Source organism: Halobacillus sp. K22 (genome assembly GCF_052246795.1).
Classification (GTDB): domain Bacteria; phylum Bacillota; class Bacilli; order Bacillales; family Halobacillaceae; genus Halobacillus.
On sequence record NZ_JBQQCN010000002.1, the window covers coordinates 60,302 to 85,412 of the forward strand.

Below are 25,111 nucleotides of genomic sequence, written 5' to 3' on the forward strand. Positions count from 1 at the left end.
CATGTTTGAAAAACTCTGGTCTATGGTGGAGATGAACTTCTAACAATGAGCATGTGAGGTGGATAATTCCCGTTATATAAGCATTTGAGGCGGATCAAACTCTCCTTTTCGCCTATAGAAGGGTCCGTTCAATCTTCAATCATAGGGTGGCGAAGGAAACGACGAGACTCCCGTCGGAGAAGGAGCTAGGCAGACCCCACAGGGAGTGAAATGAACGAGGAGGCTTATGGTCAAAGGAGGATCGACTAAGATCGCCACGTCCTGTGGCAACGTCGATCGACCCTACGTCATGTAAGGCCGCAGGAAAGCGAGTTGTTTCCGTAGCCGCCCTCATCTACTTTTCGGCGACGGACCCAGAATATCTCGAAACTGAGTCTTACAGTATACGGCCCGATAGTTCAATAAGCTGCTTATGAAAAATCAATATCAATGTATAAGTGTGCCTAAAAAATGAGCACGTATTGATCAACCGGCAGTCCTCAGTTCTTCCTTAGTCACTCTTTGCCTGAGTTCTTCTCTTAAACGAACCCATACGTTCACTACCATAGACATTCATTATAGAATTAAAAGTTAATAGATTGATGGAATCAAAAAGACTGCCGGGAGAATCTCCCGGCAGTCTTTTTAGCTTTAAATCTCGAACCAGTTATTATGAACTGTCTGCTGATACCAGTAATAACTTTCTTTTTTCGTTCTCTCAAACGTTCGGTAGTTAACATGAACGATTCCGAAGCGCTTGCTGTATCCTTCCGCCCACTCAAAGTTATCCATGAGTGACCAGATGATGTATCCTTTAATCGGAACCCCTGATTTCATCGCACGATGAACGGCAGTCAGGTGTTTTTTCAAATAGTCAATCCGCGGTTGATCGTTGACGATGCCATCCTCCACTTCATGATTGTAGCAGGCTCCATTTTCCGTTATATAAATCGGAACATCACCATATTGCTGATGCACATAGGTTAATAGTTTATAGAAACCTTCAGAATATACAGGCCAGCCAATATCGGTTTTATCATAATCTACCCATATCGGTTCAACATCAAATAATCCGCTGCCTTCTTTATATCGCGCAATACTGCCAGAATAATAATTAATTCCCATGAAATCAATTGGCTGAGAGATCGTTTCCATATCGCCCTCTTCTACTTTAAGATAAGCATTATTCTCGGCAAAAATAGATTGTAGTAGGTCAGGGTAACTTCCTTTGAAGACAGGGTCCATAAACCATTCTATTTTCCACTGCATATCGCGTCGGCAGGCTTCACGATCTTCCTCCGCTGAACTGAACGGCTCCAGCCAGTCGGCGTTCGGTGCATAGCCGATTTCACCGTCAGGAATCATCTCACGAAAGGCTTCTACTGCTTTGCCGTGTGCAAGCAATAAGTGGTGCGAGACGTCAACAGCTGCCTGAAGATCCTGCTTGCCTGGAGCATGGACGCCTATGTAATTGGAAAGGAATGAAGCACACCACGGTTCATTAATCGTAATCCAATTTTTCACCTGGTCTCCAAAAGCTTCATACATAGCCTTCGCATACTCCTGGAACGCTTCTACCGTATCGCGGTTTTCCCAGCCGCCCTGATCTTGCAGTGTCTGTGGTAAATCCCAGTGATACAACGTAATCATGGGTTCGATTCCATTCTCAAGGAGTGAGTCAATTAAACGCTGATAATAAGCCACACCTTCCGGGTTCACCTCTCCCTTTCCTTGCGGGATAACGCGGGGCCAGGAAATAGAAAAGCGATACACGTCCACGCCAAGCTTTTTTAACAGCTGGACATCTTCTTCGTAGCGATGGTAGCTGTCACACGCCTCGTCTCCATTGTCTCCATTCTTCACGTTCCCTGGTGTATGTGAAAAAGTATCCCAGATGGAAGGAGCTCTGCCGTCTTTATCGGCTGCTCCTTCTATTTGGTAAGCGGCTGTTGCCGCTCCCCATTTCATTGATTTAGGAAATTCGATTGTTGTCATGTTCCGTACCTCCGAATAGCTTTATAGTTTATCCGTGAATTAGTTCGATGTCGTTACTTCACAGAACCTTCTGTAATACTTGAGATAAATAGTTTATTAAACATAAGGAAGATGATAATTAGTGGTACCGTAGCCCAGAATACTCCAGACAGCACCATGCCAAAGTCCATGTTATACGATTCATTTAAGGAAGCGAGAGCTACCTGAAGCGTATAGGATTCTGGACTCCGTAATACGGTGAACTGCCACAGGAACTCGCCCCATACAAGAGTGAAGACGATAATTCCAAGAGTCGCAAAGGCCGGTTTAATAATCGGCAGCACAATGCTCCTGTAAATCCTAAAGTTCGAACAACCGTCCAGTTTCGCAGCTTCAATTAATTCATCCGGCACCGACTGACTGACATATTGCCGCATGAGGAAGATCCCAAGCGGGTTCAGCAAATAGACGATACCTGCTCCAAACAACGTATCCAGCCAACCCAATTGAGAAACCAGGTAGTACTGAGGGATCAGCCCGAGTTGAGGCGGAATGACCATCGTGAGCAAAATGGATACAAATAACACGTTTTTCCCTGGAAAATGAAACTTGGCAAATGCAAATCCAGCAAGCGAACTAATCAGCAACACCAACAGTGTCGTAATTGTACAGAGCAGAAACGTGTTCCACATCGCTTGGAAGAAAGGAATCTGATCCAGCACATTTTGAAAGTTTTCAACCAGCTTGGTACCTGGAATCATAGCCGGTGGAATCGAGTTATACGCCTCACTTGGCCTTGTCGCCATGACAAACATCCAGTAAAACGGGAATAAGGATAAGAGGGATGCTAAGATCAGTACGGCATAAATCGGAACCGATTTCATAGAGAATTTTTTCTTATTAGCCTTTGACATTTTTAGCCCTCACTTTCTTACGTCGTTTAGACCCTGATGTTAACCAAGTATTAATGGATGCTATGACCACAATAATGATCAGCAGTAAGATTGCCGTTGCTGATGCCGTACCGAAGGAGTTAAGGTTAAAGGCATCGCGGTATAAATACATAACGACCGTCATCGCTTCATCACGGTTAAACGCTGATCCACCAAGGAAAACGGTAGGTTCTGCGAATAACTGCAACGCACCAACCGTAGACATAAAGACGGTTAACACGATAAATGGTTTTAAAAGCGGGATCGTAATATGGAAGAACTGCTGTACGCCGTTCGCCCCGTCGATCTTAGCCGCTTCATATAAATCCTTAGGAATACTTTGAAGGCCAGCAAGATAAATAATCGTGTTATATCCGACCCATCGCCAGAACACCATTAAAGAAATGGCGATCTTCGCTCCCCATTCTGATGTTTTCCAGTTGATAGGATCTACACCAAACCAGCCAATCACATAGTTCGCAAGGGCTGACTCATTGTTACTGAAAAAGACACCAAACACTAATGCGACCGCAACCATCGAGGTAATGTAAGGCATAAAGATGGTCACACGGAAGAAGTTTGTAAACCTTATGACCGCTAAATTTAAAAAGTAAGCGAGTATAATTCCAACTAGTAATTGCGGAGCGGTCCCCATAACCCCGATAATAAGCGTGTTATAAAGAGACTTCCAAAACAATGGATCCTGAAGTACCAATGTGAAGTTCTGCATGCCGACATATTCCATCTCGCCAAACCCGCTCCACTTTTGAAATGCAAGATAAATGCTGAATATAGCGGGATACAAGCCGATGATGCCAAAAATGATGAAGAAAGGAGCGACATATAAATAACCGGACAGCATATCTTTTTTGCTTTCAGATAGCTTTCTTTTTTTCGGTTCGGCTTTGTCTTTAGCCTTAGCCCTTGTTAATTCCACCCAGACAACCTCCTATTAATAAAGGGCCAGATCATAAGAAGCATCCAGCCCTTTGATTTCAAAAATTATCGTTTCATAATGTCCTTGATCCGAGTCACAGCAGCGTTCCATTCTTCTTCGGGATTCGCACCTTCACTTACGTTTTGAAGAGCTGTCAAAATTTCGTTGTTCACCGTTACATAGTTCGGTCCTTTATAAGTAGCGGTTACTTCTTGAGCCGCTTCCGCAAATACTTCTGCTGTATTTTGTCCGCCAAAGTACTCGTCCGAATTCTGGGTGAACTCTTCCATTTCATACGTTGCTGGAGTGGATGGGAATAGACCGCTCTCTACAAACGATTGTAGCTGATTTTCTGGATTTACTAACCACTTCGCAAACGCATATACCTCTTCAGCATGCTCCGTTTCTTTTGGAATAGAGATGTACGATCCGCCCCAGTTTCCAGCAAACTGGTCTGGAAGCGTCGTTACGCGCCATTCACCTTCTGCTTCTGGTGCATTTTCTGTCATGTAACCCTTAAGCCAGGCTGGCGCCATTTCTACAGCGAATTCACCTTTATTTAAAGCCGTGGCCCATTCCGGCGTCCACATTTCATAAGATCCTACATATCCCTGTTCATTTAATTGAACCGCAAAATCATAAGCATCTTTTACTTTGTTATCTGGGTTTTCGATAAGCAGCTCGCCTTCACGATTGAAGTAGCTTACTTCTAGAGCATCCATGTTGGCACGGAAAGCCATTTCCATACTATCGACCATCGGTTTACCGGTAGATTCCTTAACTGTTGCTGCCGCCTCTTTAAAAGCTTCCGGACTGGAAATTTGCTCTTTTACCTCTGCAGGATCTGTTGGAAGACCTGCATTTTCAAATACCCCTGTGTGATAATACATCGCTTTCGGTCCAATATCTGTTGGAAGTCCAAACAGGAAGTCTCCTGATTCGTCTTCCGCTACTTTCCATTTCCAATCTAAGTATTTATCCTGGATATCGCCTGCGCCCAGGTCATACAAATTTGTAAAACGCTCCTGCGCTTCACGGAAGCGGTCGAGCTGATCCACTTCAATCATAGTTAAATCCGGAGCACCTGTCCCAGACGAGATCGCTGTGAATAAACTATTGTGGTGATCTCCCAGTTCAGACTTACGAATTTTAATAGTGACGTTCGGATTTTCTTCCTCGTATTTTTTAGCCAGGCTTTCATAGTTGGTAGCACCAAACACCCAAAAATCTAATTCAATATTTTCTCCGTCTCCGTTATCTCCCCCGGAGGTTGACCCTTCGTTACTGCAAGCAAACAATACTAAACTAAAACTGAGAAGCAGACCCACTAACAAACTCTTCTTAAACTTCACTGCGTTTCCCCCTTAATAGTAATTAATGAATACCTAAAGAGTTCTACTCTCTTTACACTGTTTATCGAAACCGGTTTCTGTTTTTCTTAAAAAAAGAGAAAACCTTAATAAAATCGTTTCGAAACCGGTTTCTGTTTAGTGTAAAAAAAAGAGCTCTTCTTTGAACTTAATTTGATTATAAGACGAAATGTATCCGTTTTCAAGGGTTTTTTACAAAAAAGAAACCGCTTTCGATATGAATGCTGCAGAAAAGGGTGTTAAAGAACATATTCTGTTCCATCATTCTGAATATTTTTCAAATGATTGGACCTGTGCTGGCGGCAAGAGTGGTAAGTGCTTTATCCTCGATTGAAACGTCGTGTCTCTTCTATACAAACGTACAGGGGGAAAAACTTTGCTTCTAATTCACCACAGCCCATAAAAAAACAGCCTCCGCAGAGACTGTTTTTCACTTAAGAACTATATTCTTTAACCATTTCCTGCACATTCTCTACCTCTTCGTCCGGAACCTGAAGATAGTAAATGCCATCGATTTTCGTACCGCTTCCTGTCATCTGGTAAGTCGTCATGGTCTCGCGGGCACTCCGATAATTCATCAGCATATTCTGCATCGTACTGAAGTCCATATTCGTCGTCACGTTATCTCCGAGAACATCCATGATATCACCGATTTTGTTTACGGAGCCAACACTTGCACCTTTATCGATGATCCCCTGGATGACTTTACGCTGACGTTCGTTCCGTCCAAAATCACCATTAGGGTCCTGATATCTCATGCGAACGTAACCCATCGTCTGTTTGCCATTCATCTCAATATTGCCCTTTTCGTACTCATATCCTTTTTTATAATAGCCGGTATCTGTCCAGCTTAATTCATTGTCCACAGTTATCCCGCCAACCGCATCGACCATTTCGGATAACCCTTCCATGTTCATTTTCACGTAATAATCCAGTTCGAAATCCAGGAAGTTCTCTACGGTATTCACAGCCATATCGGTACCGCCAAACGCGTAGGCATGGTTAATCTTATCCATGCTGCCGGCCTGCGGATCATCGCCGATCATTTCGGTCCTTGTATCACGAGGGATACTGATGAGCTGGCTCCGGTTGTTCTCGGGATCGACTGATAACACCATCAGGGCATCCGAACGACCGCGGTCACCACTTCTCTCATCCACTCCCATCAGGAGGATATTTAACGGTTCTTTTTCTTTCATTTTCTTTGTGGTTACTTCGGTATCAATAGCTGTTACTTGTTCCTGCATTTTTTTATCAACTGTATTTTTCGCACCACTATAGATGGTATAGGCGTACACGCCTCCGCCAATTAATAGGAATGCCAGTAAAAGGAGCGGAATTTTCCACCATTTCCCCTTTTTCATTTTTAACTTAGAAGAACGAGACATTTATTCTTCACTCCAGATTCTATCTAAATTTCACACTATTTCCATTATATCTATCAACCTCTCATTCTACAAGATAATTTAAGATAATACAAAAGGAGCGATAAAAGCAGTGATTATTGATAAGTGAATGGTTCACACAATAAACCCCATTCATATACAGGCCAGTAGACGCTCGCCTGTATATGAATGGGGTTTGTACTGATCACTCAAAGTACTTGAGAATTTCTCCAACATAATTGAAATCTCCGTAACACGCGTTCAATTCCGCTTCTTCCGGTGTGCGGCAAGCGTAATTGCCGGATTCTTTCAAGTTATTGAACATCTTCTGAGAATAGCGAATGGCCAGCTTTTTCGTATAAGTTCCTCCATTTTCTTTTACATAAGCGATAAATCCATTGCCGAAATTATAGGATTGCAAAGCAAGTTTCACATCATCATTGGCCTGTTTTAGCACCTCCGAAAAATAGTACACACCCTGTTTGATTGATTGGGAAGGTTCGTCAATACAGCCGACCTCGCCACATAAGGATTCTGAAGCCTGCATCGGATCTTCTCCTTTTCCTTCCGACTCTTGCATCATCAGAGCCATGATCAGATTAGAGTAATCTTCTACTTCATACGATACGGCGTGTTTCTCAATTTGTTCTTCGTACTGCTGGACACTTTCGGAAACCTCAGGAGTTTCTGCAATTGGAAATTGCTCGCCATCATAACTGATCTTTATTATGTCTTCCTCTGGTTCTTCTAAGGCATTTTCAGAAGTTTCGGTGGTATACTTCTTCGTGGACATTTGATCATCTGAACGTGATGTAAAAAGAAGCAGGGAGAAAATCAGAAGGAAACTGGAACAGGCAAATATAATGATAAAGGTTTGTCGTTTCATATTATAAAACGCCTCCTATAAATCTATTACCCTAAAAATGAAAAATTATCCATTTTACAGCCAAAGCCCCTCTTCATTGTCACGGCCTTCATAGAAATCCCTTTATGTTCATGTCAGAATTCAGTGAAGGTGCAAATACCTTGAAGTTGAGATATGTTCACTTTAGTATGGGGAAGTAGATTATCAGGAAAGGGAGTGGAATCATGCAATTTGAAAACCTATTTTCAGGTCTACATCTTAAAAACTTGTCTTTAAACAACCGCTTCGTCGTGGCACCTATGACGCGGATCAGCGCTTTCGATAATGGTCATGCGAATGAAAAGATGAGACGTTATTATGAAAGATTCGCTAAAGGCGGATTCGGCACGATTATCACAGAAGGTATTTATACGGATGAAAGCTACAGCCAGGGCTATTACAACCAGCCAGGTCTTGCGAATGATGAACAGATGAAAACCTGGGAACCTGTGGTTGAGACGGTACATCAAGAAGGCGCTCACCTAATCGCACAGCTGATGCACGCAGGAGGACAAAGCCAGGGCAACACCTATACTGAGGAGACGCTCGCCCCTTCTGAAATCGCACCAAAAGGAGAACAGTTAGGGTTTTACGGCGGTTCTGGTCCCTTCCAGACTCCAAAGAAAATGACGGAAGAAGATATCAAACACGTGAAAGAATCCTTCGTACAAAGCGCACGCCGAGCAAGCAGCGCCGGCTTCGATGGTGTTGAACTTCACGGTGCTAATGGATATTTGCTCGACCAATTCTTAACTGATTATTTGAACGATCGCGATGATCAATATGGGGGTTCTGTTGAAAATCGTCTCCGTTTATTCGTTGAAGTCATTCAAGAAGTCCGCGCAGCTGTGGGCGAAGAATTTATGATAGGGATTCGTATGTCTCAAATAAAAGTGTCAGACCCAGAGCACAAATGGGCCAAGGGAGAGGATGAAGCTGAGTACATTTTTTCGACTCTTGGAAAGACATCACTCGACTATATCCATGTGACAGACGGGGACGGTTCCGCTCCTTCCTTTGGGACGGACAGCCGTACGTTAGCTCAGGCAGCGAAAGACTTCAGTGGACTTCCTGTCATCGCAAACGGTAAATTAGGAGATCCTGTGAAAGCTGAAAAAGTACTGGAAAGCAACCAGGCTGATCTCATTTCGTTAGGTACTAGTGCGCTTGCCAACCCAGACCTTCCGAATAAAATTAAGCTTGGACAGGACTTGAACGAATTTAGTTTCGAGTCGACTCTATTGCCCCAGGCTGACATCAAGGATCATGAATTACAAGTTGAACTAGTGAAATAATTAATGGCAAAAGCTGCTCTCCCAATCGAAAAGGAGAGCAGCTTTTTTATACCCTTTCCTACTTTTTCTGGTACTGGTGATTGATTTTTCATAAGAGACTTATTAAACTAAAGGGCCGGATTGTGTAAGACTCGAATTCGAGATATCTTGGGTCCGTTACGAGATGAGGAGCGGGCTGGTGGGGAAATAACTCGCTTTCCTATGGGGGAACGGTGAGCTTCCTCGCTCGTTTCACTCTCTGCGGGATCTCACCTAGTTCCTTCTCCCATGGGAGTCTCGCCATTTCCCCACCAACCCAGCCACGGGAGAATAACGGACCCTCTGAAAAGAGAGTATCCTATCCTCCTTATCCCGCCTGACTGCTTATATAACAGGCGATCCCGCACAGTTTCAAACTGGAAAAGTATATACGCCCATGTGATTATTTCTTCTCAATCGGGTGAAGGATGAAGCCGTTTCGAGTTTCTGATTCGGCCAGGTCCGGAGGGGAACGAGGAGACTCCTGGGGGATAAACATGATCGGTGAGACCCCGGAAAGCTTTAGCTTGAGGAGGCTCAGCACATGCCCACGGAAAATGTTTAAAAGCGGAATCGCCCCGATAGACACGAAACGCATAAGCAGGAAAATCAAAAGGGATGCGTTCTTTCGTCCCGTTGAATTTCCTGCTTATGACGCGAGTGTCTGGGCGATGCAGCTGGCCGAGTCGTTCCCCGCAGGACCTAACTCTCTCGCTAGATATCTCGAAACTGAGTCTTCCAGTATTGGGAGCTTATCTTGAACAAGTATTTAGGAGGTTTTAAGAAAGCAATTTGTTTAGATTTTATTACTATTTAAGATTCATTTACCTGGAAAATTCTAAATGCGTTTTTAAAGTTCACTTTCTGGGTAATAAAAGTGAGGAAAATAGTAAAAAGAGGTGAACACCATGGGAGCATCAACAAAGAAATTAGGTCTAATTGCTCCTCCTGGATATCCTAAAGAATTAGGGGAAAGACTGGAGCAAGAACTGCCTGAATGGCTGAGCTATTACGTAGATGATGAATTTAACTGGGATGTAGAATATGTAATAAACGCCCTCACAGGAGTGACCGAAGATTCTATAGAAGTATTAAATGCGACTATGGATAAAAAAGAGGAAGAGAATTGGGATTTTTCCGTCTGTATCACTGACCTTCCTCTATTCAATAACGAAAGACTAATCGTTGCTGAAGGCTATGAAGAAGGACATGTCGCTTTAATCAGCCTTCCTAGCCTGGGTTCAACCCCGATGGTCAAGCGTGTAAGAGAATCAATCTTACAGTTAGTTAACGAAATGTATTATGGAAGTTCGGATGAAGAACGAGAAGAGGCAGAGGAAAGAATCCAGTCCAAAGATCATGAAGACCATCACGAATTGAAAAATAAAAACTCTACAAGTCTAGTCGGCAAGCGTGCCTTTGAACGACTTTCTCCCATCAGACGTGAAACGCCCGATGAGGAGGAAGCGAACGTTGACGTTCGGTTTCTGGTGAACTCCCGGGGAAGCGGAGCCTTACGTCTAATAACCGGGATGGTAAGGGCTAACCGGCCCTGGGCAATGTTTCCAGCCTTTATGAAGGTCATTGTAATCGCCTTTACCACAGGAGCCTATGCTCTCGTTTTCCCTACGCTATGGCAGCTTGCTAACAATTACGATGTCTGGCGTATGTTCATGCTTTCGGTGGTATCGATTCTAGCTATGGTCGGATGGGTGGTGGTCGCGCACAACCTATGGGAAAAACCGAACCCGGATCGGGCGGATATTATACGGAAGTTCTACAATACAGCGACGCTGCTGACGCTTTTCATCACGGTTTGTTTGTACTACACTCTATTATTTATCTTATTTTCCTTAGCTGTCATCATGATTATTCCAATTGGTATGCTGGAGTCGCAACTGTCCGGCGCGGTCGGGTACAGTCACTACTTTTTTATCGCCTGGACGGCAACCAGCATTTCAACCATTATTGGTGCGCTGGGATCTGTACTTGAAAATGAAGAGGTTGTACTATCTTCTACTTATGGATACCGGCAGCGCCAGCGTTATAAACAGATTAAACAGGCTAAAGAAGAAAAGCAGGAAGCTGAAGAAGAGAAAAAAGAAGCCGCAGAAGAAAAGAAAGAAGCTGCTCAAGAGAAAAAGCACGCACAAAAAGTCAGCTGATCAGGTACTTGTACTACGGTCTGTTTCCACCTATTTAATCTATAACAATAAGTCGGGCCTGGATTCTATTAAGAAACCAGGCTCGACTTATTTCTTTACTTAGTCTTAATCCTCACCATAAGTACAGACCAATGTAATTTAGGCATTTACTCCATAGTTAAGAATAAGAAAACTGCCCAGCCACACAATAATACCCGTTTGTGTCACCACATACATCACGCGTTCGAAAGACGATAATCCTCTTTCCTTCTTTGTTTTTTTCAGCTGGCGAACGTAAAAAAGCGAACATAAAAGCAGAACAGCTATCGAAATTTCGTATGCATTCTCTAATAGATTTACCACCCGGTCGCCCCCTTTTCTTACTCATATTGTTATCTAAGATACACGAATCAGCTTTTTTCTCTTCACAAGTACACATACCGTCTAAGTAACCCTATGTCTGTTTCTGTCCCAAAGGTGGTGTTAAAGCCCTGTTCTTTAGGTTGGCTTTAAAATAAGCATAACAGAAAAAACAGACCAATTTCTTCCTTCTGGTCTGTTTTTAAAAAAGAGTCGAACGCCATAAAATTTCGCCTTATGAAGTTGTTTTCTTAACACGATTCCCCCTTTGATTCTTTTCTCGGATCGTTTTCCTTAACTTCTTTAATTTTTACCTGACAGCAATCTTTACTCTCTTTCGAACCTATCACTTTTTTCAACCATTGCATGGTGATTCACTCTCCTTTAGATAAAATAAAACAAGAACCCTGATACGGTAGACATCATTAAAACAGAACCTACAAAAGCTGTAACCAGCTTTTTCTTAAATATAGTGTGAAGAAGCGCTACCTCTGGCAGGCTGGCACCTGCTGAAGCAATCATGAGAGCCATAACCGGCCCCAGCGCCATGCCTTTCGTTATTAGGATCTGTGAAATAGGGATCATTGTGGATAAACGAATATAGAGGGGAACTCCGATTACAGCTGCAATCGGAATGAGCCACCAATGCTCGCCTCCTAAATGAGCGGCAATCCATTCGCTTGGAACCGCACCATGAATAACCGAACCAATTCCTGCTCCCAGGATCAAGAAAGGATAAACAGTCCTCATAAGTGTCCACGTTTCTTTAAGGGCAGCCTTGACGTTAATCTTGTGTTCAGACTGCGGATAAGAGAAATTTTCCACCATCACATTTTTTAACTGACTCTCAAAACCAAGCGCCTGTAAGGAAAAACCGATGAATACCGAGAAAACTACGGTCACGATTGTATAAGTAAGTGTCACTTTAAAACCTAATATGGCCATCATTAATGTAAGAATCGTGATGTCTAGTACAGGAGAGGCAAACAGGAAGATCATGACCATGGAAAATCGCACTCGGTTCCTCAATAAATTCACTACAATCGGAATCGTTGAACAAGAACAAAAGGGAGTAACAAAAGCAAACCCCACAGCGATCATGGCACTAACGAGGGGATGGCTTTTATTCATAAACTCTTCCATCTTCTCATAAGGAATGAATCCCTGAAGGAGATGAATGAGAAAAGATACCCCTATAAATAAAATCGTTAACTCTAACGCAATACTGAAAAAGCTATTTAGTACCTCCGTCACCTCACAACCTCCTTAAATCAACTTTTCTTGATTAACAGATTAAAAATTAACAGCAGCAGCATACTTCCTCTCGTTTAGCTGGAGAGAACATTTTAAATGGATGACGTGATATCCTCTTGATTATCGGGCTTTCCTGAAATCCTGCCAGGTTACGATATTGACGGACCGATTGTTTGATTTCCTCTCTTTTCAACTGCAGCAGCTCTTCAAATTCCACAGCTATTCCACCTTCTTATATCAAATTTTTTTGATATATTTAGTAAAAAAAATTACCCTCTTCTAAACAGGCAGCAAAGTTCTTCGGATAATAAATGATTCATTTCTTTATGATTTAACTTATAATAACTCCAGGTTCCGCGCGTGTCTTTAGTAATCAGCTGAGCGTCCATGAGGATTCTCAAATGATAAGATAATTTGGACTGAGGTACATGCAGCTTTTCAGATAAGTCACAAACACAAACCTCTCCAGCATCGGTGATTTCATTTAAAATATGGAGCCGCCTCTCATCGGCAAGGGCTTTAAACTTTTTCTCATACATCCGAAATGTCTGGTCTAATGATTCATCCTTCAAAGGAATTTCTTTTTTCATATTCACCCTCCTTCATCAATTTATTTTGATTAATACCAGTGTATGCTACACAAATGAGAAAATCAACCAATATATCAAAAAAAGTTGATTTAAATTAAAATATCTAACAAATCAGGCCGGCAGTCAATAGAGACCGCCGGCCTGTCTGTTTAGCAACAATTATTTAACCCTAGCATTACTAGCTGTTCTCCGTCTTTATCCAGAGTTACTCCCTGGACCGTATCTTTGATCTCTTGATCGATGGCCAGTGAGATACCGTTAACTTCTTGAACGCTATCGGTGGTCTGTGCTTCCTCCAGCGATAGTCCAATCTGCGGGCCGCAGCAGCCTCCGCTCATTGCATAAATTCGTATATTTTCAGCATTGTTATCTCCTAAGATCGTAGTTAACGCCTGTTTAGCTTCGTCCGTAATCTTCATCGTACTCCTCCTCTCATTCAATTTATAAATTCTGACTCCAGTCAAGAATCGCTTCTCCTTCAAGGTGACGCTCTGCATCCATAGCTGCCATACAGCCTGTTCCGGCAGCGGTGATCGCCTGACGGTACTTTTGATCCTGAACATCCCCGCAGGCATAGATTCCTGGAATATTGGTATTGGTGCTCCCATGCTCCACTAAGATATAACCTTTATCGTCCATATCCAGTTTTCCTTCTAAGAATTCAGTGTTTGGATTATGACCAATAGCCACAAAAATTCCATCTGTCTGAATTTCTTCTTCTTTGCCCGTTTCATTGTCTTTTACTTTGAGTCCTGAGATCTTCAGGCCGTCTGACACCATTTCCACCGGTGTTTTGTTAAGAGCCCAGGTGATTTTTTCATTATTCGCCGCACGATCCTGCATGATCTTGGAAGCTCTTAATTCATTGCGGCGGTGAACTACCTGGACTTCGTCCGCGAATTTGGTAAGGAAAGTAGCTTCTTCCATAGCGGAATCTCCGCCGCCCACTATGACTACTTTTTTTCCGCGGAAGAAGAATCCATCGCAAGTGGCGCAAGTACTGACACCTTTTCCGATGTTCTCCTTTTCACCCGGAATTTCCAATAATTTGGCAGAAGCACCCGTGGAAATAATTAAGGATTGGGTTTCAAGCTCGCCGATCCCATCGACGGACAATTTGTAAGGTCGCTGGTCCACATTCACGTCAGTCACCCAGCCTCTTTTAAAAGTTGCTCCAAAACGTTCGGCTTGCTTTTTCATATTGTCCATAAGCTCTGGTCCCATAATTCCATCAGGAAATCCAGGGAAGTTCTCCACTTCTGTCGTGAGAGTCAGCTGGCCTCCCGGTTCTGGCCCTTCAATGACCAGTGGTTCCATGTTCGCTCTCGCCAAATAAACAGCCGCGGTTAATCCTGCCGGCCCTGTTCCTAAGATAATGACTTTTTCCATACAATGATGCCTCCTATCCATGGGTGGTTAATTCTTTTAGTTTCGCATAGCCAACCTTCTCTTCACTGAGCCACGGGATAATCGTGGTTTGAGCAGCCAGGTTTTGCTTAATTTCTTCGATCCATTCTCCTTCTGCTTGCGCACGACCGGCGAGTACAGGGTCCTTCGTTCCGGCAGCATAGAGACTCTGATTAATGACCCACCATTTAGGTCTGATCTCTGCCCTTTCCAGATCTTCCTGTAATCTTTTCGATTCAAGTACAGGGGTTGTTTCAGCCAGTGTCACGATGATTACACTCGTCTCTTCCGGATTTCTTAGGCGTGGGATCAATTCTTTTACGCTGTCAGGTACTTCCCCGGCAGAACGTGAAAGTTCTTTATGATAATCTTCAGCGGAATCTAATAGCAATAAGGTGTGTCCTGTTGGGGCCGTATCAATGACGACAACCTCATCTTCTGATTGGGCCACATGATCTGCGAAAGCCCGGAACACAGCAATTTCTTCTGTACAAGGAGATTCAAGGTCTTCCTTTAAATATTGAATGGCATCCTCATCCAGGCTCTTACTCGCTTTTTCCAATACTTCAGTTTTATATTTCTGCACTTCTTTCTTTGGATGAATGGAACTGACTTTTAGCCGCTCATTTTCGAACCTGTCTGCAAACATGTATTCCAAATGGGAGGCAGGATCTGTGGTTGTTAAATGAACCTTATGCCCCTTCTCCGCAAGACCAACAGCAATCGAGGAAGCCACGGTTGTTTTGCCAACTCCGCCTTTACCCATCGCAAAAATGACCTTGCCAGGTTTTTCGGAAAATTGCTCTACCATTGCGCTGAGTTCTGGCAGCTGGTGTTCTGAAGTTTTGGATGCTTTTAAGTGGGTTCTCGTTTCAAACGAGCTGAAAAGCAGACGAAGGTTTTCAATTCCTACAAGCGGATAAGAAACGAGAGGTAACGAATAAACGGCCTGCTGTTTCAAATCTTCCGGAATGCGCTGTAAAGCTTCTTGCTGCCGCTCGTAATAAGCTAAAGAGACCTGATCGTCAGTCATAGGAGACTGCAAAATCCCGTTAACTACCAGAAGCTGATTATCTATCCCGATCGCATTTAACTCCTTAGCTGACCGATTCGCTTCAGCAAGTGGAGATGCTTCAGGTCTTGCCACTAATAATAAAGTCGTTTGGTCAGGGTCAGATAGGACTTGTACCGTTCGCTCATACAATTCCTTCTTCTCAGTTATCCCAGAAAGGGGGCCTAGACATGAAGCGCCATGGGTACTTTCCTCAAGGAACCCATTCCATGCGGTTGGCAGCTGCAACAATCGCAGCGTGTGCCCTGTAGGAGCCGTGTCAAAAAGAATATGGTCGTACTGATCACTGATCTCTGCATTCGAAATAATTTCTGCAAATTCATCAAACGCTGCCATCTCTAATGTACATGCACCTGATAATTGTTCCTCCATGCTTTTAATAGCAGAAGCAGGTAACTGATTACGGTAAGGACCGACAACCTTCTCCCGAAACATTTCCGCCGACTGTTCAGGGTCAATGTTGGAAGCAAACAAGTTCTCGACACCAGGCACTGGGGTCGCAGCATTCGTCAGCTCTACCTCCAGCACATCCTGCAGGTTGGAAGCAGGGTCGGTGCTGACGAGAAGAACTTTTTTTCCTTGATCCGCTAAGTGAATCGCTGTCGCACAGGCGGTAGAGGTTTTACCGACCCCGCCTTTTCCTGTGAAAAATAAAAACTTCGACGTAACGATCGATTGCGGATGAAATGTCTTTTGATTCATAACTACTCACATCCTATGATTTCAATTGACTGATATCTATGGTTACACTGCTGCTTTCTTTTGGTTTGTCTTTCAGCTCTTCCGTACCAACTTCGAACCATTCCGAAAGCTGGTTATTTGTTGGATAAGAAGATTCAAGCACAACCTCACCATTCAATAGAACAACCGGAAGAGCATCCGCTCCATATTGGTTTAGAAAATCAAGTACAAGCGGATTTTTCGTGAATTCCCCTGGGTCATTGGCCAGATTATAGCGCTTAATATTGAAGCCCCTCTTTTGCAGGGAAAAAACCGCACTGGCTATGCGGGTTAATTGCGGATCCACACTGGGGCCGCATACGCCGGTTGAACAGCACATAGCCGGGTCATAAATTTCGAGTTTATTCATGATTCACCCTCCATAATAAAATAAGTATATACTTATATGATATATAGAAAAGCAGCCTAAACACTCACGTTTTTGGCTACTCTTCACTTTTATTATTCTCCCGTTTCAGCAAACCGCTGAATGCGCTCACCTATTTGGTCACGTACTCTTTGGAAAACGGCCCATTTTTCTTCTTCCGTTCCTTCTGCTTTAGCTGGATCATCAAATCCCCAGTGATAGCGTTCAACATGCGGCGGAGTCATTGGACATTTATCATTAGCATCCCCGCACAGCGTGATGGCGTAGGCTGCGTTGTTCAAGGTATCAGGATCAATAATATCGGAAGTTTGATCCGTAATATCAATATCCACTTCGTTCATCGCTTTTACCGCGTTCGGGTTTAATCCGTGAGCTTCAATCCCGGCAGAACGGACGTCGTACTTATCCCCTAAATATTCTTTTCCAAATCCTTCAGCCATCTGGCTGCGGCAAGAGTTTCCTGTACATAGAAAGTAAACAACTGGTTTTTCAGACATCGTAAATTTCTCCTTTTTGTTTGGTTTATCCAATCTTGATATTGCTTGCTACAAATAAGCTTCCATCACTTGAAGACTCATTTTCGAGATATCTAGTGAGAGAGTTGGGTCGTTACTATATGTGGAAGGGCTGATGGGGAAATAACTCGTCTTGTTCCATCACCCCAGATTTATTAGGGAAAACAGCCCCTTTGGAAAGAGAGTAGCCTTTTCCTCCTTAACCTGCCAAAAATGCTTACAGGATATCCCGCATAGTTCCAGGCGAAAAAATGTATATATGCCCATGTGATTATTTTTTCCCAAGCGGAGGAAAGGCGAAGCTGTTTCGAGTTTCTGATTCGGCCAGGTCCGGAAGGGGATGATGAAGACTCCTGCGGGATGAACATGATCGGTGAGACCCCGGAAGTCGGAGAGGAGGCTCAGCACATGCCCGCGGAAAGCGAAATCGTCCCCCGGAGTACCTTCCACATAATCAATATCTCGAATTCAAGTCTTCAACAATCCGGTCCAATAGTGCAATAACATGCTTGTAAAAAACATCAACGGTTTATAGAGCTTTTATTTAAATAATAATTAGATAATCAAAAGCCATACATATAATCCGACTAGAGTAATAAATAAGGTAGGGACGGTCAGTACAATTCCAACTTTAAAGTAGTATCCCCATGAAATGCGGAAGCCTTTCATTGAGAGAACATGAAGCCAAAGCAGAGTGGCAAGCGACCCAATCGGTGTAATCTTCGGCCCAAGATCAGAGCCAATCACATTGGCGTAAATGAGGGCTTCCCTCATAGTCCCTGTCGTGTTCGTATCAGAAATCGCCAGCGCATCAATCATCACGGTCGGCATGTTATTCATCACCGATGAAAGAATCGCAGCAATGAATCCCATCGATATGGTTCCTACAAATAATCCCTGGTCCGCTGCCGCCTGAATGACACTGGCTAACATATCGGTTAATCCTACATTTCGCAGTCCATAAACCACGACATACATGCCTAACGAGAAGAAGACAATCGCCCAGGGAGCGCCTTTAACCACTTCTCCCGTTTTCACAGCGGCACTTCTTTGAGCCATGATTAGAAAGAATATAGCTACAATTCCAGCGATAATAGAAACCGGAATTCCGAGCGGCTCACTTGCGAAGTAACCGACTAAAAGTACGGCCAGGACGGCCCAGGACATGCGGAACATTTTGTGGTCCTGAATGGCTTCATTCGGCTTCTTCAGCTGAGATAAATCATAGTTCTCAGGAATACTTTTTCTGAAGAAAACAAATAACACAAGAATACTCGCCACTAATGAAAACAAGTTGGGAACGATCATTCGAGACGCATATTCAATAAAACCAATGTCAAAGAAATCGGCAGAAACAATGTTCACCAGATTACTGACAATCAAAGGCAGTGAAGTCGTGTCCGCGATAAATCCACTCGCCATAATAAACGGAAGGATCATGGCTTCCTTGAAATTTAAATTTCGCACCATGGCGAGTACGATAGGTGTTAAGATTAAGGCTGCCCCATCATTTGCGAATAAAGCCGCTACGACAGCACCGAGCAGCGTGACATATATAAACATCCGCCTGCCATCGCCTTTAGCTACGCGTGCCATATGGAGAGCGGCCCATTCAAAAAAGCCAATTTCATCAAGGATTAAAGAAATAATGATGATGGCCACAAAAGCAAGCGTCGCGTTCCAGACGATGTCGGTTACGGCGAGTACGTCATTGAAATCCACAACGCCAAAGATTAAGGCTAAGACGGCGCCAGCACAGGCTGACCAGCCGATCCCCAGATTCTTGGGCTGCCAGATAACTAAAACTAATGTAAGTAAAAAAATAATGGTTGCTACAATTGCCAAATTCAAGAGAATCCCCCTACTAATCGCATTGGATACGTAAACCGGCTTGCTCCAATGCCGCTAACTTTTCTTTCTGATCCGGTATTTGTTCTAATAATTGCTGTATGATTGGATACGTTTCATGCTGATCATTTAACGAATAAAAAATCCATTGCCCCTTCCGCTTTTCTTTTACCAGTCCAGCATCTCTTAATTTTCTGAGGTGCTGGCTGACAGAAGGCTGGCTCATCTCTAATACTTCAACAAATTCACAGACACAGCATTCTCCGTCCTTCAAGAGACCCACAATCGTTAAGCGGCTTTTGTCTCCTAAAAGCTTCAGCGTTTTGGCTGCATCCTCTATCTGTATGATGGTTTTTTCCATAACATCACCTCGGGAATCAGTATATAAGTATATGCTTATATTTGCAATAATAAATTAATCCCGCTCTATATATTTTTTTACCAGGGTGCCATTTTGTCTTCATATACCTTGATCGCACAGGGTTCATACCGAATCTAAGCAGAAAATAACACACACTTCCTACACTTATAACGAACAGGATAGCAGCAGGCACCTCCATTAAGACCTCATCCGGCTGTTGGAGCATTCTTCAGGCAGATCACACCAGATTCGTTGGAGAACCTTAGCTTCATCGATATGAAGACTATCCGCGATCAGTTTTATTAAATTAGAGGAAGGATACAATTCCTCCTTCTCCAGGCGAGTAATTGCTTTCGTATCCGTATTAAGAAGCCAGGCAAACTCATCCTCTGTCATTTTTTTCTCTTCCCTTAAAAGACGAATCTCTGCACCAAACCCTTTACATGGTCTATTAGTTACCATACATGACCTCCTCAATAATGATATAAGTATATACTTATAAGTTAATGGGTAATTGTAAACCTGAGATAAATTCAAAGTAAAATACATGTAAAATTCAATTTCTCAGGAAAGGGTTTTGAATGATGATTAGGAATATAGAAAGCACCAATTTACGAATTCCGACCGCCCATCATTACCACCGCAAACATGATTCCCGCCTTACATGAATACCATAGGTACAATAGCAGAAGTTTTATTTTAGAAAAGGAGGATTCGTATGATCCAAGTATCCGGCCGGCCTTTTCAACCAAGCGACAACTGGAATACGGATGAAGTCGATCAAGTCATTATCGAAGCGATGCAGAAGACTCAGGACATATACTCTTTTTCTTCAGAAAGGGAACTTTCTTTTGTCATTAAAGCTAGAAAAAACATCATTTTAAGTGCAAAGCAAATGGATCAAGGGGAAGCGGTCTTTGCCACCTTTAAGAATTCCCGGTGTAACCCGGAATATTGGAATCTGACCCAAGCCGGTGGATTCCTACTGAAGCCTCAAGTGCGCCCGTCAGATGCGATTTCTGATATTTTTAAAAACAGTGCTCTCTATAAATTCGAATGCGCGACCGCCTGCGTCATCAATTTTTACCACGGCATCTTGCTGACCATGGGGAGCCCTTCTTTTAACACCCTTTTTCCTAATCTCTATTTATACAGCTGGTACACCGATGAAGACCTCGGACTTTATTCTTTTTATGCGGATCATTTTGTTCCTGGAGATGTGGTCTATTTTAATAATCCTGATTTTGATCCAGGTACCCCGTGGTTAAGAGGAGTTAATGCCATTGCCATGGGGAATGGTCGTTTTTTTGGACATGGATTTAGTATCAGGACGGCAAATCAGATGATTGAAGCGCTGAATAGAAATAGAAAACCGGATAGTCAGCAATCAGCCTATTTGGCAAGCTTAATTACAAGACCTTCTTTCAATCAATTAGCTAATTTCTCAGGCAGCGTGCGTGCTCCTAAAAGGGCCTCCTTCGTCATCCACCATAACAAGAATTCCATATCTTATATAACTTACTTATTTGAGCTGAGTTATAAACTGAAGACTTAAAATCCTAGGTTGTGTGGTCGTGATACCTACCCATTTTTAAGGTTGACGGGCTCAACTTTTTGGTAGGCGAGTACTATATAGAGACGAACACACAAAAAGGAAAGGAAGTTTTCAAATGGATAACTTAAATTCTCCGTATTCCATGGGTGCTAACATGAATTCGCCTTATATGGGAGCGAATGTAAATGCACCTTATATGGATGCAAATGTAAATGCACCCTACATGATGGCTCCGCAGATGACCTGTGCTCCTGTACGACATTGCCCGCCCCGGAAAGACAACTTTATATTAATTGTTGTGTTGTTTATCCTATTAATCATTGTCGGCTGCAGCATTAGCTGGTAAGCAATTGATTGTTCTTCCGATAGAAATAGATAGCCCCTTCGAATCATCCAGATCGTGATAAAGCTGCAAAACGATCAGGTAAAGGGAATCTCCTTTTTAAAAAATAGAACGAAATAAAAATTAAACCAGCTCCCTTCTTCTTAGGGGGCTGGTTTTTTTATTAGTGAATATGCCCTATCATTCTTTGATTAGCGAGAGAAACTCCCTGTTTCTCTCTATCTGTATACATAAAATAGAAACAGCTGACGACTACTCCCGTTCTTCATGGTAAAGAACCGTGGTTCTCGATGTATTAAGTTAACCCCCCATTCTCTATCCAATGTAAATAAGGGTAAAAATTTTAAAGATTGAGATTGTGTCCAGCACTATAAAAAGGATAAAAAATCAAAAAACATCCAGGTTAGGACATATGTCCTTTCGAAAGATCACAACTTCCTCTTTAATTGATGCAGAAGAGGAGGATGAACAAATGAAAGGAGCATTATTTGCCCTGCTTGGAGGTCTCTGTATCACGATGCAGGGAATCTTTAACGCAAGAGTGAGTGAAACAATTGGCGGATGGCATACGACATCAATGGTTCATATCATTGCCTTCGCCATCGCTATAATTATTTATTTCAACGTACGGGATGGAAAAGGGAAAAGCTTCAGGCAAGTTCCCTGGCTTTATTTAGTCGGAGGGTCGTTTGGTGTTATTGTTGTATTTTCGGAGTTAACAGCGATTCACCGAATCGGACCAGCGCCCGCTATCGCTTTATTGCTCGTTTCACAAATCGGGACGGCTTTTATCATTGAGTCACAAGGATGGTTCGGGGAAAGAAAAGTTCCGATTACGAGAAGACAGAGTATCGGACTGACCATGATGCTCGTCGGCGTGATCCTTTTCCAATTGTAAATAGAAGGAGAGCTTAACGTGAAAGAAAGACCGCATACCCCACTAGATTCCTACATCCTTCAGTACCAGCTGGAGGCTCTATTTCCTGCGCATTTCAGGAAACATATGAAGATCTGCTCCTTTGAAAAGGGTGAAACCTTATTTTCTGCCGGCGATAAGCTTGAAGAACTTTATTTTCTCGTGGAAGGAAAAATTAAAATTTTTACGCTTACGCCTGAAGGGAAATCGCTGATCAACCGCTTTAAACGACCGCTCGCTCTGATTGGAGACGTCGAGTATGTCAAAGGCAGTCCGGTCATCAATTCGGTGGAAGCCGTTACCGAAGGCGTCATGATTTCCGCACCGTTTACGTATTTAATGGAGCTCGAAAAAGACCACCCAAGCTTTATAAGATTTCTGCTGGATACGGTGGCTCACAAGTTTTATACCGAATCCCATACAACGAGTATGCACATGCTTTACCCCGTGGAAGTTCGGCTGGCAAGCTATTTATTGTCGATCTCTTCGGTCGGAGAAGGAACAGTTTTTCATCAGGAAATGCGAACTTCCAATTTAATCGAACTCGCGGAATGGATCGGCACAAGCTACCGACATTTGAACCGGGTGTTGAAGAAAATGGCTTCTGATCATGTGATTGAAAGGACAAACGGGTCAGTTACCATTAAAGATCTGGAAAAGCTTCGCATTCTAGCGAAAGGAAATATCTATGAATAAGGAGGTGCTCCCATGGTTGGTGCATCGCTCGCCATAATTGCAGGGGTTTTAATCAGTCTGCAAAATATATTTAATGCCCGGGTCAGTGAAAAAACAGGGCCCTGGGCTACAACTACACTGGTGCTCGGAGTAGGCCTTGTCTGTTCGCTGCCCGTTTTTTATTCGGTCGAGCAAAGGAGTCTGTTTGCGTTTGGGGATGTGAATCCGATCTTTTTGTTCGGTGGTGTATTTGGTGTCGGCATCGTTTTCTTCTTAATGAGGGGCGTTTCGCTGATCGGGCCTGCTTATGCCATTTCAATTGCACTTATCTCGCAAATTATTATTGCTTTTACAATCAATACTGCAGGCTGGTTTGGATTCGAATCATCTTCCGTATCGTGGCAGAAACTGATCGGCATTATACTTTTGATCGGCGGAGTGCTGGTCTATAAACTAGAGAAGCAGACAGAATAAGGGCACTTCTTTCTGCTTCTGGCACTTCACAATTAAATGTGCTGCACAACATTAGAAAAGCTGAAGATGATTGAATCACCTTCAGCCCCTTTTTTAAAAGCTCTATTAAACTTCCATATTTGTTTTAAGGTTAAGCTCCCGTTACTGGAAGACTCAGTTTCGAGATAACTGGGGCCCGTTACTCTATTTGGAATAGGGCTGGCGGGGAAATAACTCGCTTTCCTATGGGGGAACGGTGAGCTTCCTCGCTCGTTTCACTCCCTGCGGGATCTCACCTAGTTCCTTCTCCCATGGGAGTCTCATCATTTCCCCACCAACCCAACGATATCTAGTGAACGGCACCTGCTATAGGAGAAAGAAGCCATGCTGCATTTGCCTCAAATGCTTATATAACAGGGTTTCTACAATTAAACACAAGTAAAGACCAGTAGGAATCATAGATGATCCTTGTTCATTGGAAGGCGTTTATGCAGAAAATTTTGAGCTCTCAATAATCGCAAAGGGGCGGAAGGGAACGGCGAAGACTCCTGCGGGATGAACATGATCGGTGAGATCCCGGAAGGCGAAGCCTGAGGAAGCTCACCTCATGCCCGCGGAAAGCGAGCCGTTCCCTGGAGCCCCTTTCTCCACACAATATCTCGAATCGGAGTCTTCCACAATCCGGCCCTATTGCGTAATAAGACTCTTATGAAAAATCAACAAACTTTAACAGAGCCTTTTAAAAAGCTCGTTATTTCTCCTTATTCAATTCCATTTTAAATACAATTGCAAAGTCCTCATTTTTAATGGATGGGGGCAATGTTTTCAAATTCTCCATCCCGTGAGCAGATAGTTCACCTTGACTTGATCTTATTAGATAGGCCCAATAAATGGTTTCCCCTTAGTAAGGGTGACCGCTTCTTCTGGATGTTCAAAAAGGAACGCCCTCACATCCTTGGGCTGCTGCGCTTGGCCAGCTACATATCCGTCTGGTCCTCCGATCGTTAGATCATTCAACTCCTCCGCCATTCGAACTTGAAAAGAATGGAGGGCCTTTTTGTATTTATTATTCTGCTCCGCATTAGACTGAGTGGTGATTTCATTGATCATCTCCCCGTTTTCATAAACTTCAATGGAACTAATTAGAGCTTCCCCCTCCTCCACTTTTCCATCCACCGTGTAAAAGGTTTGATAATCAACGCCGATCTGGTTAACAATCGTTTTCTCCCGTTTGGAAAGCTTAGCCGGCTTCACCTCAAGCGAAGAGGCACTTGTATCACCGTTCTTCCGCTCGGACTGCCCCGTTTCACTGCCTCCTTCACTCGTACACGCAGCAAGAAACAGCGCAACTCCAACAATTATTATCAATCGCTTCACTTCATTCCCCTCCATTTCTTCTGTACCACTTTATAATACTTATAAATGAACCTTCTCTGATTGATCAATAAGCGCCTTTTGTTTCTGATGTAAGATTAAACTCCTCACACTTACGGATGAGTGTTCCGAGAGGTTTCAAGGTCGCGTCTAGCATAAATTCGATTTTACGGTTTTTAACTCATATGAGATTTAACCTGTGAAATATTGGGTACATTCTTTTCGTTGATATATTTTTTCGCTATCTGAACCTTTTCTTTTATTCCAAGAATGCTGAACCAGTATTTTACAAACAAAAAGTTTGAAGCTTTCTCAGCTTCTATTTAAAATAGCCACATAAAT

The 25,111-nt window shown here is 43.1% G+C and carries 26 protein-coding genes; 7 read left to right on the top strand and 19 right to left on the bottom strand.

Going from position 1 to position 25,111, the window contains the following annotated elements:
- Positions 1 to 630: 630 nt before the first annotated feature.
- From ACTWPM_RS01895 to ACTWPM_RS01920, 6 genes are all read right to left on the bottom strand, one after another.
- Positions 631 to 1,974, bottom strand: a complete 1,344-nt coding sequence (locus tag ACTWPM_RS01895) for a GH1 family beta-glucosidase (RefSeq protein WP_443131374.1) — start codon at positions 1,972 to 1,974, stop codon at positions 631 to 633.
- A 53-nt stretch (positions 1,975 to 2,027) separates the two neighbouring features.
- Entirely contained in the window at positions 2,028 to 2,867 is an 840-nt protein-coding gene (locus ACTWPM_RS01900) for a carbohydrate ABC transporter permease (protein ID WP_443131375.1), read from the bottom strand.
- Entirely contained in the window at positions 2,854 to 3,822 is a 969-nt protein-coding gene (locus ACTWPM_RS01905; protein WP_443131376.1) for a carbohydrate ABC transporter permease, read from the bottom strand. Before ACTWPM_RS01905 ends, ACTWPM_RS01900 begins: the two co-directional genes overlap by 14 nt.
- A gap of 65 nt (positions 3,823 to 3,887) precedes the next feature.
- Positions 3,888 to 5,174, bottom strand: a complete 1,287-nt coding sequence (locus ACTWPM_RS01910; RefSeq protein WP_443131377.1) for an ABC transporter substrate-binding protein — start codon at positions 5,172 to 5,174, stop codon at positions 3,888 to 3,890.
- A 452-nt stretch (positions 5,175 to 5,626) separates the two neighbouring features.
- Complete coding sequence (locus ACTWPM_RS01915) at positions 5,627 to 6,580, bottom strand: LCP family glycopolymer transferase (protein ID WP_443131378.1); 954 nt, start codon at positions 6,578 to 6,580, stop codon at positions 5,627 to 5,629.
- Positions 6,581 to 6,782: 202 nt separating this feature from the next.
- Positions 6,783 to 7,463, bottom strand: coding sequence for a lysozyme family protein (locus ACTWPM_RS01920; RefSeq protein WP_443131379.1), 681 nt, complete (start codon positions 7,461 to 7,463; stop codon positions 6,783 to 6,785).
- Positions 7,464 to 7,666: 203 nt separating this feature from the next.
- Between ACTWPM_RS01920 and ACTWPM_RS01925 the strand changes: the two genes are divergently transcribed.
- Both ACTWPM_RS01925 and ACTWPM_RS01930 read left to right on the top strand, forming a co-directional pair.
- Complete coding sequence (locus ACTWPM_RS01925) at positions 7,667 to 8,776, top strand: oxidoreductase (RefSeq protein WP_443131380.1); 1,110 nt, start codon at positions 7,667 to 7,669, stop codon at positions 8,774 to 8,776.
- Positions 8,777 to 9,702: 926 nt separating this feature from the next.
- Positions 9,703 to 10,959, top strand: a complete 1,257-nt coding sequence (locus ACTWPM_RS01930) for a hypothetical protein (RefSeq protein WP_443131381.1) — start codon at positions 9,703 to 9,705, stop codon at positions 10,957 to 10,959.
- Between the two features lie 138 nt (positions 10,960 to 11,097).
- Here ACTWPM_RS01930 and ACTWPM_RS01935 read toward each other — a convergent pair whose 3' ends face one another.
- The 12 genes from ACTWPM_RS01935 to ACTWPM_RS01990 form a co-directional block, all read right to left on the bottom strand.
- The gene (locus ACTWPM_RS01935) at positions 11,098 to 11,301 is read right to left on the bottom strand and encodes a hypothetical protein (protein ID WP_443131382.1); all 204 of its coding nucleotides are present in this window, start codon (positions 11,299 to 11,301) and stop codon (positions 11,098 to 11,100) included.
- Between the two features lie 381 nt (positions 11,302 to 11,682).
- Complete coding sequence (locus ACTWPM_RS01940; RefSeq protein WP_443131383.1) at positions 11,683 to 12,552, bottom strand: permease; 870 nt, start codon at positions 12,550 to 12,552, stop codon at positions 11,683 to 11,685.
- Between the two features lie 46 nt (positions 12,553 to 12,598).
- Entirely contained in the window at positions 12,599 to 12,769 is a 171-nt protein-coding gene (locus tag ACTWPM_RS01945; protein WP_443131384.1) for a hypothetical protein, read from the bottom strand.
- 52 nt (positions 12,770 to 12,821) lie between these two features.
- Positions 12,822 to 13,142 carry an ArsR/SmtB family transcription factor gene (locus tag ACTWPM_RS01950; RefSeq protein ID WP_443131385.1) on the bottom strand — a complete coding sequence of 107 codons (321 nt, stop codon included), beginning with the start codon at positions 13,140 to 13,142 and terminating at the stop codon, positions 12,822 to 12,824.
- A 149-nt stretch (positions 13,143 to 13,291) separates the two neighbouring features.
- Complete coding sequence (locus ACTWPM_RS01955) at positions 13,292 to 13,561, bottom strand: adhesin (protein WP_443131386.1); 270 nt, start codon at positions 13,559 to 13,561, stop codon at positions 13,292 to 13,294.
- Positions 13,562 to 13,583: 22 nt separating this feature from the next.
- Positions 13,584 to 14,531: a thioredoxin-disulfide reductase gene (trxB, locus tag ACTWPM_RS01960; RefSeq protein ID WP_443131387.1), complete on the bottom strand. Its 948-nt coding sequence runs from the start codon at positions 14,529 to 14,531 to the stop codon at positions 13,584 to 13,586.
- 13 nt (positions 14,532 to 14,544) lie between these two features.
- Complete coding sequence (gene arsA / locus ACTWPM_RS01965) at positions 14,545 to 16,323, bottom strand: arsenical pump-driving ATPase (protein WP_443131388.1); 1,779 nt, start codon at positions 16,321 to 16,323, stop codon at positions 14,545 to 14,547.
- A 13-nt stretch (positions 16,324 to 16,336) separates the two neighbouring features.
- The gene (gene arsD, locus ACTWPM_RS01970; RefSeq protein ID WP_443131389.1) at positions 16,337 to 16,711 is read right to left on the bottom strand and encodes an arsenite efflux transporter metallochaperone ArsD; all 375 of its coding nucleotides are present in this window, start codon (positions 16,709 to 16,711) and stop codon (positions 16,337 to 16,339) included.
- A gap of 92 nt (positions 16,712 to 16,803) precedes the next feature.
- On the bottom strand, positions 16,804 to 17,226 hold the full coding sequence (gene arsC / locus ACTWPM_RS01975) for an arsenate reductase (thioredoxin) (RefSeq protein WP_089752823.1): 423 nt from the start codon (positions 17,224 to 17,226) through the stop codon (positions 16,804 to 16,806).
- A gap of 573 nt (positions 17,227 to 17,799) precedes the next feature.
- A complete protein-coding gene (locus ACTWPM_RS01980) occupies positions 17,800 to 19,095 on the bottom strand; it encodes an arsenic transporter (protein ID WP_443131390.1) in 1,296 nt (431 codons plus the stop codon).
- Between the two features lie 13 nt (positions 19,096 to 19,108).
- On the bottom strand, positions 19,109 to 19,453 hold the full coding sequence (locus ACTWPM_RS01985; RefSeq protein ID WP_443131391.1) for an ArsR/SmtB family transcription factor: 345 nt from the start codon (positions 19,451 to 19,453) through the stop codon (positions 19,109 to 19,111).
- 198 nt (positions 19,454 to 19,651) lie between these two features.
- Positions 19,652 to 19,915, bottom strand: coding sequence for a helix-turn-helix domain-containing protein (locus ACTWPM_RS01990; RefSeq protein WP_443131392.1), 264 nt, complete (start codon positions 19,913 to 19,915; stop codon positions 19,652 to 19,654).
- 256 nt (positions 19,916 to 20,171) lie between these two features.
- Here ACTWPM_RS01990 and ACTWPM_RS01995 point away from each other — a divergent pair, with 256 nt between their 5' ends.
- The 5 genes from ACTWPM_RS01995 to ACTWPM_RS02015 all read left to right on the top strand — a co-directional run bounded on the left by ACTWPM_RS01995 (position 20,172) and on the right by ACTWPM_RS02015 (position 23,416).
- Positions 20,172 to 21,008 (top strand): protein-glutamine gamma-glutamyltransferase, encoded by an 837-nt coding sequence (locus ACTWPM_RS01995; protein WP_443131393.1) that lies wholly within the window; start codon positions 20,172 to 20,174, stop codon positions 21,006 to 21,008.
- Between the two features lie 115 nt (positions 21,009 to 21,123).
- Complete coding sequence (locus ACTWPM_RS02000; protein WP_443131394.1) at positions 21,124 to 21,354, top strand: YjcZ family sporulation protein; 231 nt, start codon at positions 21,124 to 21,126, stop codon at positions 21,352 to 21,354.
- Between the two features lie 469 nt (positions 21,355 to 21,823).
- Positions 21,824 to 22,249 carry a DMT family transporter gene (locus tag ACTWPM_RS02005; protein ID WP_443131395.1) on the top strand — a complete coding sequence of 142 codons (426 nt, stop codon included), beginning with the start codon at positions 21,824 to 21,826 and terminating at the stop codon, positions 22,247 to 22,249.
- A gap of 18 nt (positions 22,250 to 22,267) precedes the next feature.
- A complete protein-coding gene (locus tag ACTWPM_RS02010; RefSeq protein ID WP_443131396.1) occupies positions 22,268 to 22,963 on the top strand; it encodes a Crp/Fnr family transcriptional regulator in 696 nt (231 codons plus the stop codon).
- 12 nt (positions 22,964 to 22,975) lie between these two features.
- Positions 22,976 to 23,416, top strand: coding sequence for a DMT family transporter (locus tag ACTWPM_RS02015; RefSeq protein ID WP_443131397.1), 441 nt, complete (start codon positions 22,976 to 22,978; stop codon positions 23,414 to 23,416).
- A gap of 852 nt (positions 23,417 to 24,268) precedes the next feature.
- Here ACTWPM_RS02015 and ACTWPM_RS02020 read toward each other — a convergent pair.
- Positions 24,269 to 24,772 (bottom strand): hypothetical protein, encoded by a 504-nt coding sequence (locus ACTWPM_RS02020; protein ID WP_443131398.1) that lies wholly within the window; start codon positions 24,770 to 24,772, stop codon positions 24,269 to 24,271.
- Positions 24,773 to 25,111: the final 339 nt, after the last annotated feature.